General features: G+C 70.2%; 17 protein-coding genes. 6 read left to right on the forward strand and 11 right to left on the reverse strand.

Features of this window, described 5'->3' with window-relative positions; translation table 11 throughout:
* Positions 1–44 precede the first annotated feature (44 nt).
* On the reverse strand, positions 45–779 hold the full coding sequence (gene rph / locus AC07B0_RS26970) for a ribonuclease PH (RefSeq protein WP_356875334.1): 735 nt from the start codon (positions 777–779) through the stop codon (positions 45–47).
* Between the two features lie 104 nt (positions 780–883).
* The gene (locus AC07B0_RS26975) at positions 884–1,195 is read right to left on the reverse strand and encodes a PTS sugar transporter subunit IIB (RefSeq protein ID WP_356875332.1); all 312 of its coding nucleotides are present in this window, start codon (positions 1,193–1,195) and stop codon (positions 884–886) included.
* Positions 1,196–1,335: 140 nt separating this feature from the next.
* Here AC07B0_RS26975 and AC07B0_RS26980 point away from each other — a divergent pair, with 140 nt between their 5' ends.
* A complete protein-coding gene (locus tag AC07B0_RS26980; protein WP_356875330.1) occupies positions 1,336–2,637 on the forward strand; it encodes a PTS transporter subunit EIIC in 1,302 nt (433 codons plus the stop codon).
* A 321-nt stretch (positions 2,638–2,958) separates the two neighbouring features.
* A complete protein-coding gene (locus tag AC07B0_RS26985) occupies positions 2,959–4,233 on the forward strand; it encodes a PTS transporter subunit EIIC (RefSeq protein WP_356875328.1) in 1,275 nt (424 codons plus the stop codon).
* A gap of 94 nt (positions 4,234–4,327) precedes the next feature.
* Here AC07B0_RS26985 and AC07B0_RS26990 read toward each other — a convergent pair whose 3' ends face one another.
* The gene (locus tag AC07B0_RS26990) at positions 4,328–5,080 is read right to left on the reverse strand and encodes an MBL fold metallo-hydrolase (RefSeq protein WP_356875326.1); all 753 of its coding nucleotides are present in this window, start codon (positions 5,078–5,080) and stop codon (positions 4,328–4,330) included.
* A gap of 195 nt (positions 5,081–5,275) precedes the next feature.
* Between AC07B0_RS26990 and AC07B0_RS26995 the strand changes: the two genes are divergently transcribed.
* A complete protein-coding gene (locus AC07B0_RS26995) occupies positions 5,276–5,701 on the forward strand; it encodes a hypothetical protein (protein WP_478899084.1) in 426 nt (141 codons plus the stop codon).
* The gene (locus tag AC07B0_RS27000) at positions 5,698–6,048 is read left to right on the forward strand and encodes a DUF488 domain-containing protein (RefSeq protein ID WP_478899085.1); all 351 of its coding nucleotides are present in this window, start codon (positions 5,698–5,700) and stop codon (positions 6,046–6,048) included. Before AC07B0_RS26995 ends, AC07B0_RS27000 begins: the two co-directional genes overlap by 4 nt.
* Before the next feature lie 47 nt (positions 6,049–6,095).
* Here the strand turns inward: AC07B0_RS27000 and AC07B0_RS27005 are convergent, their stop codons facing one another.
* The 7 genes from AC07B0_RS27005 to clpS form a co-directional block, all read right to left on the reverse strand.
* Positions 6,096–7,046, reverse strand: a complete 951-nt coding sequence (locus tag AC07B0_RS27005) for a PLP-dependent cysteine synthase family protein (RefSeq protein ID WP_356875320.1) — start codon at positions 7,044–7,046, stop codon at positions 6,096–6,098.
* Positions 7,046–7,333 carry a MoaD/ThiS family protein gene (locus tag AC07B0_RS27010; protein WP_356875318.1) on the reverse strand — a complete coding sequence of 96 codons (288 nt, stop codon included), beginning with the start codon at positions 7,331–7,333 and terminating at the stop codon, positions 7,046–7,048. The genes AC07B0_RS27005 and AC07B0_RS27010 overlap by 1 nt, the downstream gene beginning before the upstream one ends.
* A 101-nt stretch (positions 7,334–7,434) precedes the next feature.
* A complete protein-coding gene (locus tag AC07B0_RS27015; protein WP_310941867.1) occupies positions 7,435–7,542 on the reverse strand; it encodes a putative leader peptide in 108 nt (35 codons plus the stop codon).
* 77 nt (positions 7,543–7,619) lie between these two features.
* The gene (locus AC07B0_RS27020; protein WP_356875316.1) at positions 7,620–8,042 is read right to left on the reverse strand and encodes a M67 family metallopeptidase; all 423 of its coding nucleotides are present in this window, start codon (positions 8,040–8,042) and stop codon (positions 7,620–7,622) included.
* A gap of 145 nt (positions 8,043–8,187) precedes the next feature.
* Complete coding sequence (locus AC07B0_RS27025; RefSeq protein WP_356875314.1) at positions 8,188–9,624, reverse strand: amino acid permease; 1,437 nt, start codon at positions 9,622–9,624, stop codon at positions 8,188–8,190.
* 329 nt (positions 9,625–9,953) lie between these two features.
* Positions 9,954–10,556: a DUF2017 domain-containing protein gene (locus AC07B0_RS27030; RefSeq protein WP_356875312.1), complete on the reverse strand. Its 603-nt coding sequence runs from the start codon at positions 10,554–10,556 to the stop codon at positions 9,954–9,956.
* Positions 10,556–10,870, reverse strand: a complete 315-nt coding sequence (clpS, locus tag AC07B0_RS27035) for an ATP-dependent Clp protease adapter ClpS (protein ID WP_356875310.1) — start codon at positions 10,868–10,870, stop codon at positions 10,556–10,558. Before clpS ends, AC07B0_RS27030 begins: the two co-directional genes overlap by 1 nt.
* Positions 10,871–10,951: 81 nt before the next feature.
* On the opposite strand from clpS, the gene AC07B0_RS27040 reads away from it, so the two are divergent.
* Positions 10,952–12,280, forward strand: a complete 1,329-nt coding sequence (locus AC07B0_RS27040) for a nicotinate phosphoribosyltransferase (RefSeq protein ID WP_356875308.1) — start codon at positions 10,952–10,954, stop codon at positions 12,278–12,280.
* Between the two features lie 123 nt (positions 12,281–12,403).
* Positions 12,404–13,015 carry an isochorismatase family protein gene (locus tag AC07B0_RS27045; RefSeq protein ID WP_356875306.1) on the forward strand — a complete coding sequence of 204 codons (612 nt, stop codon included), beginning with the start codon at positions 12,404–12,406 and terminating at the stop codon, positions 13,013–13,015.
* A 42-nt stretch (positions 13,016–13,057) separates the two neighbouring features.
* Here the strand turns inward: AC07B0_RS27045 and AC07B0_RS27050 are convergent, their stop codons facing one another.
* Positions 13,058–13,363, reverse strand: coding sequence for a hypothetical protein (locus AC07B0_RS27050; protein ID WP_356875304.1), 306 nt, complete (start codon positions 13,361–13,363; stop codon positions 13,058–13,060).
* Positions 13,364–13,370: the final 7 nt, after the last annotated feature.

Raw genomic sequence — 13,370 nt, forward strand, 5'->3', positions numbered from 1 at the left:
GTGCGCCCGTGTGTGCGTAGACGCGTGTGCGCGTCCCGCGGTTGCTACGGGGCCTGGAGTTCGAGGGCGCCGAGCTGGAGGGCTTCGAGGTCGGCGCAGCCGCCTGCGGCGAGGTCGAGGAGGGCGTTGAGTTCCTTGCGGTCGAAGGGTTCGCCTTCGGCGGTGCCCTGGACCTCGACGAAGCGGCCGTCGCCGGTGCAGACGACGTTCATGTCGGTTTCGGCGCGGACGTCTTCCTCGTAGCAGAGGTCGAGGAGGGGTTCGCCGTCGACGATGCCGACGCTGACGGCGGCGACGGTGCCGGTGAGGGGCTTGCGGCCGGCCTTGACGAGCTTCTTCTTCTGGCCCCAGGCGACGGCGTCGGCGAGGGCGACGTAGGCGCCGGTGATGGCGGCGGTGCGGGTGCCGCCGTCGGCCTGGAGGACGTCGCAGTCCAGGACGATGGTGTTCTCGCCGAGGGCCTTGTAGTCGATGACGGCGCGCAGCGAGCGGCCGATGAGGCGGGAGATCTCGTGGGTGCGGCCGCCGATCTTGCCGCGGACGGATTCGCGGTCGCCGCGGGTGTTGGTGGAGCGGGGCAGCATCGAGTATTCGGAGGTGACCCAGCCTTCGCCGCTGCCCTTGCGCCAGCGCGGGACGCCTTCGGTGAAGGAGGCGGTGCAGAAGACCTTGGTGTCACCGAAGGAGATGAGGACGGAGCCCTCGGCGTGCTTGCTCCATCCGCGTTCGATGGTGACCGGGCGGAGCTGTTCGGGCGTGCGGCCGTCGATGCGAGACATGGCTGTGAGCCTAGTCGGTGCGGGGGTACGAGAGGACCCCGTCCGGGTCGGTCCGGGACGGGGTCTCGTCGTGTGCGGGGTGGTGCGGGCCGGGTGGGTTCAGCTCACATCATGTCTTCGATGTCGGCGGCGATGGGGTCGGCGTCGGTGCCGATGACGACCTGGATCGCGGTGCCCATCTTGACGACGCCGTGGGCGCCGGCGGCCTTCAGGGCTGCTTCGTCGACGAGGCCCGGGTCCTTGACTTCGGTGCGGAGGCGGGTGATGCAGCCTTCGACCTCTTCGATGTTGTCGATACCGCCGAGCCCGGCGACGATCTTCTCAGCCTTGGTGGCCATGTGTGTCTCCCTGAGTGTTTCGAAGAACGAGTCTCGGCGGCCGTAACCAGCGTCGTCCGCTTTGTCACGGTAACTCACGGTTGGCCTATCTACGCGGGCGCGTGCCCGGTAGCTGCCGAATGATGACCATCAGCAGCAGCCTGCCCCAGCTACTGGTCTACACCAGTGTGCCGCAAGTGTTGCGACTGCCAAAAACGGGCCGGGTGAGGGAGGACGCGATGAGCGCGAGCAGTACCGCAACGGCGCCGGAGCCGAAGTGGTGGAACGGTTTGTTCCAGGGCTTGCAGAAAATGGGGCGGAGCCTCCAGCTGCCGATCGCCGTCCTCCCGGCGGCGGGCATCCTGAACCGCCTCGGCCAGCCCGACCTGTTCGGCGCGCAGGGCCTGGGCTGGACGAACGTCGCGAAGGTGATGGCGAGCGCGGGCGGCGCCCTGCTCAACAGCGACCTCGGGCTGCCGCTCCTGTTCTGCGTGGGCGTCGCGATCGGCATGGCGAAGAAGGCGGACGGCTCGACGGCGCTGGCGGCGGTGGTCGGCTTCCTCGTCTACCGCAGCGTCCTGCGCGCCTTCCCCCAGCCCTGCCCCACGGGGACGAAGGACGTGGGGGGCGGCTGCCTGGGTCCGGACGACACCCTGGCCGAGTACACCTTCCAGAATCCGGGGGTGTTCGGCGGCATCGTGATGGGCCTGCTCGCCGCCTGGTTCTGGCGGCGCTACCACCGGGTGAAGCTGGTGGACTGGCTGGGCTTCTTCAACGGGCGCCGGCTGGTCCCGATCGTCATGACCTTCGTCGCGATCGCGTTCGCCGTGCTCTGCCTGTGGATCTGGCCGCCGATCGGCGACGCCCTGGAGAGCTTCTCGGACTGGCTGGTCGGTCTGGGGTCGTGGGGCGCGGGCATCTTCGGCGTCGCGAACCGCGCGCTGCTGGTGATCGGTCTGCACCAGTTCCTGAACGTGCCGGTGTGGTTCCAGTTCGGCAGCTTCACCGGGGCGGACGGCAAGGTGGTGCACGGCGACATCCCGATGTTCCTGGCGGGCGACCCGAACGCGGGGCAGTTCCTGTCCGGGTTCTTCCCCATCATGATGTTCGCCCTGCCGGCGGCGGCCCTGGCCATCACTCACTGCGCGAAGCCGCTGCGGCGCAAGGAGGTCGGCGGCCTGATGATGTCGGTCGGCCTGACCTCGTTCGTCACGGGCATCACGGAGCCGTTGGAGTACTCCTTCCTCTTCGTGGCGCCCGCGCTGTACGCGGTCCACGCGGTGCTGACGGGCGTGTCGATGGCGGTGACGTGGGCGCTGGGCGTGCACGACGGCTTCAGCTTCTCGGCCGGTCTGATCGACTACGTCATCAACTGGGGGCTGGCCACGAAGCCGTGGATGATCATTCCGATCGGTCTGTGCTTCGCGGTCGTGTACTACGCCGTCTTCCGCTTCGCGATCACGAAGTTCGACATTCCGACGCCGGGGCGGGAGTCGGACGAGGAGATCGCGGTCATGGAGGCGGAGAACACCAAGGCGTAGCCAAGCCGTTATGAAGGCGCGGGGGACCGCGCCGGGCCCTTCGGCCCCGCCCCCGAGGCCCTCGGATCCCAGGATCCGGGGGCCTTCGCCATGTCCGGAAGGCCGCCGTTCCGGATAGCGGACCGAGTTGGGGCGCGTGTGGCGTAGACCACGAGAAATTGAAGGTTCCTTATCTAACCCTCACCGTGTTACAACTGGTCTACACCACCCATTGGTGTAGACCACGCGTGGCTCGTTCCGGCCCCCGCGGTCCCCCTTTCCGAGACGCCGCCACCCCCGTTCCGTACCCCCTGGCAGTGCCTTGTCCACTGGAGGAAGTCCATGTCCACAGCCACCGCTGCTGCGGAAAAGAAGAAGGGCGCTGGCGTGATGGCCGTCATGCAGCGCATCGGCCGGAGCCTCATGCTCCCCGTTGCCGTGCTGCCTGCCGGCGCGCTCCTGCTCCGCCTCGGCGCGGACGACATGCTCGGTGACAAGGACGTCTTCCCGACGTTCATCCTCAAGATCGCCGGGTACATGGCCGCCGGTGGTGGCGCGATCCTCGACAACATGGCGCTCCTGTTCGCCGTCGGCATCGCGATCGGCTTCGCCAAGAAGTCGGACGGCTCGACCGCCCTGGCCGCGGTCACGGGTTACCTGGTCTTCCAGAAGGTCCTCGCCACCTTCACCGACAGCAACCTGCCGAAGGTCGCCAAGGTCGACGGCGACAAGATCATCCACGTGGACGCCGCGGTCAACGCCGGTGTCCTCGGCGGTGTCGTGATGGGCATCATCACCGCCCTGCTGTACCAGAAGTTCTACCGGACCAAGCTGCCGGACTGGGCGGGCTTCTTCGGCGGCCGCCGTCTGGTCCCGATCCTCTCGGCCCTCGCGGGTCTGGTCACCGGCATCGTCTTCGGTCTCATCTGGCCGGTCCTCGGCACCGGTCTGCACAACTTCGGTGAGTGGCTCGTCGGTTCCGGTTCGGTCGGCGCCGGCATCTTCGGTGTCGCCAACCGTGCGCTCATCCCGATCGGCATGCACCACCTGCTGAACTCCTTCCCCTGGTTCCAGGCCGGTTCCTTCGACGGTGCCAACGGCGCCGTCCACGGCGACATCGCCCGCTTCCTCGCCGGTGACCCGACCGCCGGACAGTTCATGACCGGCTTCTTCCCGATCATGATGTTCGCCCTCCCGGCGGCCTGCCTCGCGATCGTCCACTGCGCCCGCCCCGAGCGCCGCAAGGTCGTCGGCGGCATGATGTTCTCCCTCGCGGCCACCGCGTTCGTCACCGGCGTGACCGAGCCGATCGAGTTCACCTTCATGTTCATCGCCCCGGTGCTCTACGCGATCCACGCGGTCCTCACCGGTGTTTCGCTGGCGCTGACCTGGGCCCTGGGCATGCGCGACGGCTTCGGCTTCTCCGCCGGCGCGGTCGACTTCCTCCTGAACCTGGGCATCGCGAACAACCCGTGGGGCCTGGCCGGCGTCGGCCTCTGCTTCGCGGTCGTCTACTACTTCGTCTTCCGCTTCGCGATCACCAAGTGGAACCTCCCCACGCCGGGCCGCGAGTCCGACGAGGAGCTCGCCGAGCTGCAGAAGGCCGAGGCCAAGTAAGCAGCGGGCAGTACGCGACGAAGCCCCCGCTCTCCCGGAAGGGAGGGCGGGGGCTTCGCCGTGTGCGCGGCCGCGGGCCGGGTCCCGCCGCGGTTCAGACCTCGTAGACGGCGCCCGCGTAAGCGAGGTCGACCCGGCCGTCGTAAACGGCGCGGGCGTCGGCGAGGTTCTGGTCCGCGTCCGTCCACGGCGGGATGTGGGTGAGCACGAGCCGGCCGACCTTGCCGCCCCGGGCGTACTCCCCGGCCTCGCGGCCGTTGAGGTGGAGGTCGGGGATGTCTTCCTTGCCGTGCGTGAAGGAGGCCTCGCACAGGAACAGGTCGGCGCCCTCGGCGAGCGTGCCGAGCTCGGGGCAGACCCCGGTGTCCCCGGAGTACACGAGCGAACGTCCCCCGTGCTCGACGCGGATCGCGTACGACTCGACCGGGTGGCAGACCTTCTCGGTGCGCACCTTGAACGGGCCGATCTCGAAGGACGCGGACTTCAGGGCCCGGAAGTCGAAGACCTCGCTCATCGAACTCGGGTCGGGGACGTCCTCGTAGGCCGTGGTCAGGCGCTGCTCGGTGCCCTCGGGTCCGTAGACGGGGATGGTGCCGCAGCGGCCGCCCTCGTGGCGGTAGAAACGGGCGACGAAGTACGCGCACATGTCGATGCAGTGATCGGCGTGCAGGTGGCTCAGGAAGATCGCGTCGAGGTCGTAGAGACCGCAGTGGCGCTGGAGCGCGCCGAGCGAGCCGTTGCCCATGTCGAGGAGCAGGTGGAAGCCGTCGGCCTCGACGAGGTAGCTCGAACATGCCGATTCCGCGGACGGGAACGACCCCGAGCAGCCGACGACGGTGAGCTTCATGGAGCGTGAACCTCCGTGGACGGTCCGTGGACGGAATGCGGGCCGTGCGTGGGTCGAGCGTAAGGCGCGAAACGTCCGGTCGCTCCTCCGCGGCAGGCCGTTGTGGGGGGAATCACCTGTGCTGTCACCCGGGGGAGCGACGGGGGGTACGGGCGTTGCCGCGCCGGGGGCTCCGTGCGCGGCTACGGTCGGTACATGGACACGTCCTGGTGGCCCGCGCTGGTCGCGGTGGTCGCCGTGGCGGTGGTGGTGCTGCTGCCGCGGCGGGTCCTGGGGGGCCGCGGCGGGGCGGCCGCGGCGCCGCCGCACGGGGCGGGGCCGCCTCCGGACGTGCGGGCGGGCGAGCTGTGGAGCCTGGTGGACGGCAGGTCGTGCCTGGTCATGGCGGTACGGGCGCACCGGGAGCGGGCTCGGGTCGCGTGGATCGCGGGGAAGTACGACGACCGTCGGCCCGGGGTGATCCCGCTGCCGCCGGGGATCGCGGGCCGGCAGGGGCGGGGCAGTTTCCTGGAGGCGGACCGGCCGGCGGAGGTGTCGCTGTGGGAGTTCCGCAAGCGGCTGGGGACGCTGGATCCGGCGGTGTGGGACGAGGTCAAGGGGCTCGGAGGCGGTGCGGGGTGATCCGGGTGCGGCGCGTCTACGATCCGCCCGAGCCGGGGGCGGACGGCGTACGGGTGCTCGTGGACCGGCTGTGGCCGCGCGGGCTGTCCAAGGCGGCGGCCGCGGTGGACGAGTGGCCGCGGGCGCTGACCCCCTCGGCGGAGCTGCGGAAGTGGTTCCACGCCGGGGGCACCCCCGAGGAGTTCCGGCGGCGCTACGAGGCGGAGCTGGGCGGGGCCGGGGCGGCGGCGGAGCTGGCCCGGCTGCGGGCGCTGGCCGGGGCGGGCCCGCTCACCTTGGTGACGGCGGTCCGGGATCCGGGGGCGAGCCACGCCGCCGTGCTGGCCGAGCTGCTGGCCGCCCCCTGACCCCGTAGCCGTAGCCGTCGCCGCCGACACCGCCGACGGCGCACGGCCTACGCCCAGAGCTGGCCCTGGAGGACCTCGATGGCTTCCTCGGTGGTGGCCGCCGTGTAGACGCCGGTGGAGAGGTACTTCCAGCCGCCGTCGGCGACGACGAACACGATGTCGGCGCTCTCCCCGGCGGCGAGGGCCTTGCGGCCGACGCCGATGGCCGCGTGGAGGGCGGCGCCGGTGGAGACGCCCGCGAAGATGCCCTCCTCGCGGAGCAGGTCCCGGGTGCGGGTGACGGCGTCCGCGGAGCCCACCGAGTAGCGGGTGGTGAGCACGGAGGCGTCGTAGAGCTCGGGGACGAAGCCCTCGTCGAGGTTGCGCAGGCCGTAGACGAGGTCGTCGTACCGGGGCTCGGCGGCGACGATCTTGATGCCTTCTACGTGTTCGCGCAGGTAGCGGCCGACGCCCATCAGGGTGCCGGTGGTGCCCAGGCCGGCCACGAAGTGCGTGATGGACGGGAGGTCGGTGAGGATCTCCGGGCCGGTGGTGGCGTAGTGGGCGCCGGCGTTGTCCGGGTTGCCGTACTGGTAGAGCATGACCCAGTCCGGGTGTTCGGCGGCCAGTTCCTTGGCCACCCGGACGGCGGTGTTCGAGCCGCCGGCCGCCGGCGAAGAGACGATCTCGGCTCCCCACATCGCCAGAAGGTCGCGCCGCTCCTGCGAGGTGTTCTCCGGCATGACGCACACGATCCGGTAGCCCTTGAGCTTCGCGGCCATCGCGAGCGAGATGCCCGTGTTGCCGGAGGTGGGTTCCAGGATGGTGCAGCCGGGGAAGAGTCGGCCGTCCTTCTCCGCCTGCTCGACCATGTGGAGCGCGGGGCGGTCCTTGATCGATCCGGTCGGGTTGCGGTCCTCCAGCTTCGCCCAGATCCGCACGTCGGCGGAGGGCGAGAGCCGGGGCAGCCGGACCAGCGGCGTGTTGCCGACGGCGGCGAGCGGGGAGTCGTAGCGCATTACTTCGAGCCGCCGGCCACGGCCGGAAGGATGGTGACGCTGTCGCCGTCCTTGAGGGCGGTGGAGATGCCGTCGAGGAAGCGGACGTCCTCGTCGTTGAGGTAGACGTTCACGAACCGGCGCAGCTCGCCGCCCTTCGCCTCGTCGACGATGCGCTCGCGGATGCCCGCGTGGCGGGTCTCCAGGTCCGTGAAGAGGTCGTCCAGGGTGGCGCCCTCGCCGTTCACGGCCTTCTCGCCGGCGGTGTAGGTGCGGAGGATGGTCGGGATGCGGACCTCGATGGCCATGGCAGGCTCCTGTGTCGTGAAGGGCGTGAAACGTTGAGAACGTGCGGGCGCGCGGTTCTTGCGCCCCCGCGCGGGGGGCTGTGTGCTCGGGCGTGTGGTGCTCAGGCGGCAGGACAGATGGCGCTGGCGAGGCGGCACAGGTCGACGTGCAGCCGCGCCACGAGCAGCAGCCTGCCGGGCGTCTCGATGCTCACGTCGTGGGGAACCATGCGGTCATGTTAACGATTCCCGGTCCCCCGTTTGGAGTGTGATCCCGCATCCTGGACTCCACCCGCTCACATACTGGTCAGTAGCTGGCTACGACCTGCACTTCTTCCTCCGTGATCGCTCCGTCGACGATCCGGTACGAGCGGAACTGGAACTCGCCGAGGCCGTCCTGGTCGGCCGTCGAGACGAGGACGTAGTGGGCGCCGGGCTCGTTCGCGTAGGTGACGTCGGTGCGCGAGGGGTAGGCCTCGGTGGCGGTGTGCGAGTGGTAGACGATGACGGGCTCCTCGTCCCGGTCGTCCAGCTCCCGGTAGAGCTTCAGCAGGTCCTTCGAGTCGAACTCGTAGAACGTGGGCGAGCGGGCCGCGTTGAGCATCGGGACGAACCGCTCGGGGCGGTCGGTGCCGGCCGGTCCGGCCACGATCCCGCACGCCTCGTCGGGGTGGTCCTCGCGGGCGTGCCCGACGATCCGGTCGTACAGGTCCTGGGTGAGGGTCAGCATGAGCGACAGGATAGACAGACGGGCCCTCCCGTACCGAGGCGTGGTACGGAAGGGCCCGAATGCCGGACAGGCTGCTGCGGGGACACGGTTCCCGGCCGTGGCAGGCGGCCGGGACCCGGGGCCCCGCAGGGCCGGGGAACCCGGGTCAGGAGACCTTGTTGAAGGCGGCTCCGCGCGGGTTGCGGGACTTCAGCACGAGGTAGGAGACGCCGAGGATCAGACCCCACAGCGGGGCGCAGTACAGCGAGACGCGGGAGTCCTTGTCGATGCCCATCATCACGATGACCATGCCGATGAACAGCAGGGCGAACCAGCTGGTCCAGGGGGCGCCGGGGGCGCGGAAGGAGGACTGGGGCAGTTCGCCCCGGTCGGCCTTGGCGCGGTAGCGGATCTGGCAGACCAGGATCATGATCCAGGCCCACATGCCGGAGATGGTGGCGAAGGAGACGACGTAGTCGAAGGCCTTGCCCGGGGCGACGTAGTTGATCCAGACGCCCACCAGCATCAGCGCGGCGGAGAAGGTGGTGCCCAGCAGCGGGGTGCCGTTCTTCGTGAGCTTGGTGAAGAACTTCGGGCCCTGGCCGTTGAGCGCGAGGTCGCGCAGCATGCGGCCGGTGGAGTACATGCCCGAGTTGCAGGAGGACAGGGCCGCGGTCAGGACGACGAAGTTGACGATCGCGGCGCCGATGCCGAGGCCCATGCGCTCGAAGGCGGCGACGAACGGGGAGACGCCCGGCTGGAAGTGCGTCCACGGGACGACCGACAGGATCATGATGAGCGCGCCGACGTAGAAGACGGCGATGCGCCACGGCACGGTGTTGATGGCCTTGGGCAGGGTCTTCTCGGGGTCCTTGGACTCGCCGGCGGTGACGCCGACCAGTTCGACCGCGAGGAAGGCGAACATCACGATCTGCAGGGTCATCAGCGTGCCGCCGATGCCCTTGGGGAAGAAGCCGCCGTCGTTCCACAGGTTGGAGACGGAGGCGGTCGCGGCGGCGTCGGAGAAGCCGATCGTGAGGATGCCGGCGCAGATCAGGATCATGCCGACGATGGCGGTGACCTTGACCATGGAGAACCAGAACTCCAGCTCGCCGAAGAGCTTCACGGAGATCAGGTTGGCGCCGTAGAGGATGACCGTGAAGATCAGCGCGAACGCCCATTGCGGGAAGCTGTCGTCGGTCCAGTACGCCATGTACTTCGCGGCGGCGGTGACCTCGGTGATGCCGGTGACGACCCAGAAGAGCCAGTACGTCCAGCCGGTCGCGTACCCCCAGAACGGGCCCAGGAACTCGCGGGCGTAGTCCGAGAAGGAACCGGAGACGGGGCGGTACATGAGCAGCTCGCCCAGGGCCCGCATGATGAAGAAGATGACCAGGCCCGCGATGGCGTAGGCCAGGATCAGGCTCGGTCCGGCCTTCGAGATCGCCTTGCCCGCCCCGAGGAACAGGCCGGTGCCGATGGCTCCGCCGATCGCGATCATCTGGATCTGGCGGGCCCCGAGCGCGCGGTGGTATCCCTCGCCGTCGCCCTGTCCGCCCTCGCCGGGCGTCCTGTCGTGCTGTTCGACCTGCACAGAGGTCATGTCTGGTGCGCCTTTCTCCACGCCGACCCGCGCCTTCACTGGCTGCGGATCGGGTCCTCGATCCCCCCGGATACGGATGGAGTTGCACGCCGGCGGTCAGCCGGTTCAAGCAGGCCGGGGGACATGGGTGGCGTCCCGTCGGCGATCGTGAAGATTTATCACGTGCTTACGGGTTCCAGAGGGGTGGAAATGTGGCGCGGGGCACAAAAAAACCGGGACACAGGTCCCGAAAGTGATCAGATCACCGCATCGCGGTGATCTGATCGTTATCCGGATTTGAGCGTCCGCTGAGCGAACGCTCCGTCTCCTTGAACCTCTCTTGGGGGTCTTCAGAGGGTCTCGATGAGCGTCTCCTGGAGGCCGCCGAGCCAGAGGTACGCCATCACCATCGGCTTGCGCGGGTCGTCGTCCGGGAGCCGGAACAGCATCGCGCTCTCGTCGTCCTCGGTGATGTCGAGCCGGGCGGCGATCGTCAGCCGCAGGTCGTTGAGGGCGCCGAGCCAGCGCAGCGGCAGCTCCCCGGTCAGTTCCAGGACGGCCGCCCCGTCGCCGGCCGGGGTGAGCGCGTCGAGGCTGCGCACGACCGCCAGCGCGTCCTCCCGCTTGCGGGTGCGCAGGTCGTTCTCGGTGAAGCGGCGGAACTCCGCCGAGCGGGTGCGCAGTTCCTCCGGGTCCTCCCGGGGGCCCGCGCCGGGGCCGCCGTAGGCATCGGGGAAGAGCCGGGCCAGCGCCGGGTCGGACGGGGGTTCGGTGGGCCCGTCCGAGGCGAACAGGACGGCCAGCGGGTCGGCGTCCGCGGCGGGCTCGGGCTCGCCGGGGCCGATGAGCTCCAGCAGCTGGACGGCGAGGGAGCGCAGGATGGAGATCTCGATCTCGTCCAGCGCGACGACGGCGCCGGGGCCGCCCTTCAGGGGTTCGAACACGCCGCCCATCAGTTGCGGTCCTGCGAGAGGGTGGCCCAGAGCCCGTAGCCGTGCATCGCCTGCACGTCGCGCTCCATCTCCTCGCGGGTGCCGCTGGAGACGACCGCCCTGCCCTTGTGGTGGACGTCCATCATCAGCTTGGTCGCCTTGTCCTTCGGATAGCCGAAGTACGCCTGGAACACGTACGTCACGTAGCTCATGAGGTTGACCGGGTCGTTGTGCACCAGGGTCACCCAGGGGACGTCGGGTTCCGGGACCGCGAAGGTCTCTTCGGCCGATTCGGTGCGTTCGATCTCAAGGGGAGCAACACTCACTTGTCCCATGCTGCCACTGCGGGGGGCCCGTCGCACAAACGGGCCCCTACATCTCGTCACTTTGACGAGATGTGCGCTAGCATCCGTGACATGAACCCTGCGGATCTGGGCCTGCCGGTGGACGTGCCGTCGACAGCGCTCTTCACGGACCATTACGAGCTCACGATGCTGCAGGCCGCCCTGGCCAACGGCACGGCCGACCGCCGTTCGGTCTTCGAGGTCTTCACCCGGCGGCTGCCCGAGGGGCGCCGCTACGGAGTGGTGGCCGGCACCGGGCGCGTGCTCGACGCCGTGGAGAACTTCCGCTTCGACAGCGCGGTGCTGGAGTTCCTGCGGGAGCGGGCCGTGGTCGACATGCGCACCCTCGACTGGCTGGCGTCGTACCGCTTCTCGGGCGACATCTGGGGCTACCCGGAGGGCGAGGTCTACTTCCCCGGTTCGCCGCTCCTGCGCGTCGAGGGCAGCTTCGCCGAGTGCGTGCTGCTGGAGACCGTGATCCTGTCGATCCTCAACCACGACTCGGCGATCGCGGCCGCCGCCTCCCGGATGTCCTCGGCGGCCGGCGGACGCCCGCTGATCGAGATGGGCGCCCGGCGCACCCACGAACTCGCCGCCGTCGCCGCCGCGCGCGCCGCCTACGTGGGCGGCTTCACCTCGACCTCGGACCTGGCGGCCGGATTCCGGTACGGCATCCCGACGGTCGGCACCAGCGCGCACGCCTTCACCCTCGTCCACGACAGCGAGCGGGACGCCTTCACCGCGCAGGTGGCCTCGCTGGGCAGCGGGACGACCCTGCTGGTGGACACGTACGACGTCGCGGAAGCCGTGCGGACGGCCGTGGAGGTCGCGGGGAAGGACCTCGGCGCCGTCCGGATCGACTCCGGGGACCTGCTGCTGGTCGCCCACCGGGTGCGCCAGCAGCTCGACGAGCTGGGGGCGGCCTCGACGCGGATCGTGGTCACCTCCGACCTCGACGAGTACGCGATCGCCTCGCTCGCCGCCGCGCCCGTCGACGCGTACGGGGTCGGCACCCAGCTGGTCACGGGCAGCGGGCACCCGACCTGCTCGATGGTCTACAAGCTGGTGGCGCGGGCCGCCTCCGACGACCCGAAGGCGCCGCTGGTGCCCGTCGCGAAGAAGTCCTCGGGCGGCAAGACCTCCATCGGCGGGCGCAAGTGGGCGGCCCGCCGGGTCGACGCGGAGGGCGTCGCCGAGGCGGAGGTCATCGGGACCGGTCCGGTGCCCGCGGCGCTCGCCGACCACCAGCTGCTGAACCAGCTGGTCAAGGCCGGCGAGGTGATCGCCCGGGAACCGCTGGAGACGGTGCGCGAACGCCACCGGACGGCGCGGGCGGGCCTCCCGCTGTCGGCGACGCAGCTCTCGCGGGGCGAGGCCGTGATCCCGACCGAGTACGTGTAGCCACCACGGCCCCGGGTCCGGCGCGGGCCCCAGGTTCGGGCAGGGGCGGGGCGGGGGAAGAGCCCCCGCAGGGCCCCGCCGTACCGCACCGCACCACCCACACCGATCCGAAGGACACGCGACATGCACCGCGCACTGATCGTCGTCGACGTACAGAACGACTTCTGCGAGGGCGGCAGCCTCGCGGTCTCCGGCGGGGCCGACGTCGCCGCCGCCATCACCGAGCTGATCGGGCAGACCACGCCCGGCTACCGGCACGTCGTCGCCACCCGCGACCACCACGTCGACCCCGGCGCGCACTTCGCGCGGCCCCCGGCCGTCCCGGACTACGAGACCTCCTGGCCGGTGCACTGCGTCGCCGGGACCGAGGGCGTCGGGTTCCACCCGAACTTCGCCCCGGCCGTCGCCTCGGGCGCCGTCGCCGCCGTCTTCGACAAGGGCGCGTACGAGGCCGCCTACAGCGGCTTCGAGGGCGCCGACGAGAACGGGGCCACGCTCGCCCAGTGGCTGCGGGACCGGCAGGTCACCGAGGTCGACGTCGTCGGCATCGCCACCGACCACTGCGTCAGGGCCACCGCCCTCGACGCCGCCCGCGCCGGCTTCACCACCCGCGTCCTGCTCGACCTCACCGCCGCCGTGGCCCCGCACACCACCACGAAGGCCCTGGAGGACCTCCGCGCCGCGGGCGTCACCCTCGTCGGATCCCCGGCCGTCCTCGACGGCGAGCAGGCCTGACGCCCTGGGGCGGCGGGCCCGCCGGAGGGGTCGGGAGGGGGGCTAGGCGCCTCTCAGGAGGGCGCGGATCGGGTGCCAGAGTTCCTGGTCCCGGTCGGGGGCGCAGCGCCACAGGAGGCCGTCGGGGTGGTGCAGGACGGCCGTGACCTCGTCCGGGGTCGGCGGCTGGGCGTTGCCCCGCAGGTACACCGCCCGCATCCCGAGGTTCCGCAGCCTGGTCAGGGCGCGGGCACGGTTCGCGGCGTGCACGAGGACCCGGACATTTCCTCCTTCTCCGGACGGCCTGGGCAGCGTCAGGGCCACCACCACACTGCCGCCGGGCAATCTGACGAAACCTCCACCGGGCATGCTTTTC

The sequence above is a fragment of the Streptomyces sp. NPDC044704 genome (assembly GCF_056433525.1).

Bases quoted from the DNA above. Each gene is read 5' to 3' on its own strand.
- rph (WP_356875334.1), bottom strand. From the start codon at position 779: ATGTCTCGCATCGACGGCCGCACGCCCGAACAGCTCCGCCCGGTCACC.
- AC07B0_RS26980 (WP_356875330.1), top strand. From the start codon at position 1,336: ATGAGCGCGAGCAGTACCGCAACGGCGCCGGAGCCGAAGTGGTGGAAC.
- AC07B0_RS26985 (WP_356875328.1), top strand. From the start codon at position 2,959: ATGTCCACAGCCACCGCTGCTGCGGAAAAGAAGAAGGGCGCTGGCGTG.
- AC07B0_RS26990 (WP_356875326.1), bottom strand. From the start codon at position 5,080: ATGAAGCTCACCGTCGTCGGCTGCTCGGGGTCGTTCCCGTCCGCGGAA.
- AC07B0_RS26995 (WP_478899084.1), top strand. From the start codon at position 5,276: ATGGACACGTCCTGGTGGCCCGCGCTGGTCGCGGTGGTCGCCGTGGCG.
- AC07B0_RS27005 (WP_356875320.1), bottom strand. From the start codon at position 7,046: ATGCGCTACGACTCCCCGCTCGCCGCCGTCGGCAACACGCCGCTGGTC.
- AC07B0_RS27010 (WP_356875318.1), bottom strand. From the start codon at position 7,333: ATGGCCATCGAGGTCCGCATCCCGACCATCCTCCGCACCTACACCGCC.
- AC07B0_RS27015 (WP_310941867.1), bottom strand. From the start codon at position 7,542: ATGGTTCCCCACGACGTGAGCATCGAGACGCCCGGCAGGCTGCTGCTC.
- AC07B0_RS27020 (WP_356875316.1), bottom strand. From the start codon at position 8,042: ATGCTGACCCTCACCCAGGACCTGTACGACCGGATCGTCGGGCACGCC.
- AC07B0_RS27025 (WP_356875314.1), bottom strand. From the start codon at position 9,624: ATGACCTCTGTGCAGGTCGAACAGCACGACAGGACGCCCGGCGAGGGC.
- AC07B0_RS27030 (WP_356875312.1), bottom strand. From the start codon at position 10,556: ATGGGCGGCGTGTTCGAACCCCTGAAGGGCGGCCCCGGCGCCGTCGTC.
- clpS (WP_356875310.1), bottom strand. From the start codon at position 10,870: ATGGGACAAGTGAGTGTTGCTCCCCTTGAGATCGAACGCACCGAATCG.
- AC07B0_RS27040 (WP_356875308.1), top strand. From the start codon at position 10,952: ATGAACCCTGCGGATCTGGGCCTGCCGGTGGACGTGCCGTCGACAGCG.
- AC07B0_RS27045 (WP_356875306.1), top strand. From the start codon at position 12,404: ATGCACCGCGCACTGATCGTCGTCGACGTACAGAACGACTTCTGCGAG.
- AC07B0_RS27050 (WP_356875304.1), bottom strand. From the start codon at position 13,363: ATGCCCGGTGGAGGTTTCGTCAGATTGCCCGGCGGCAGTGTGGTGGTG.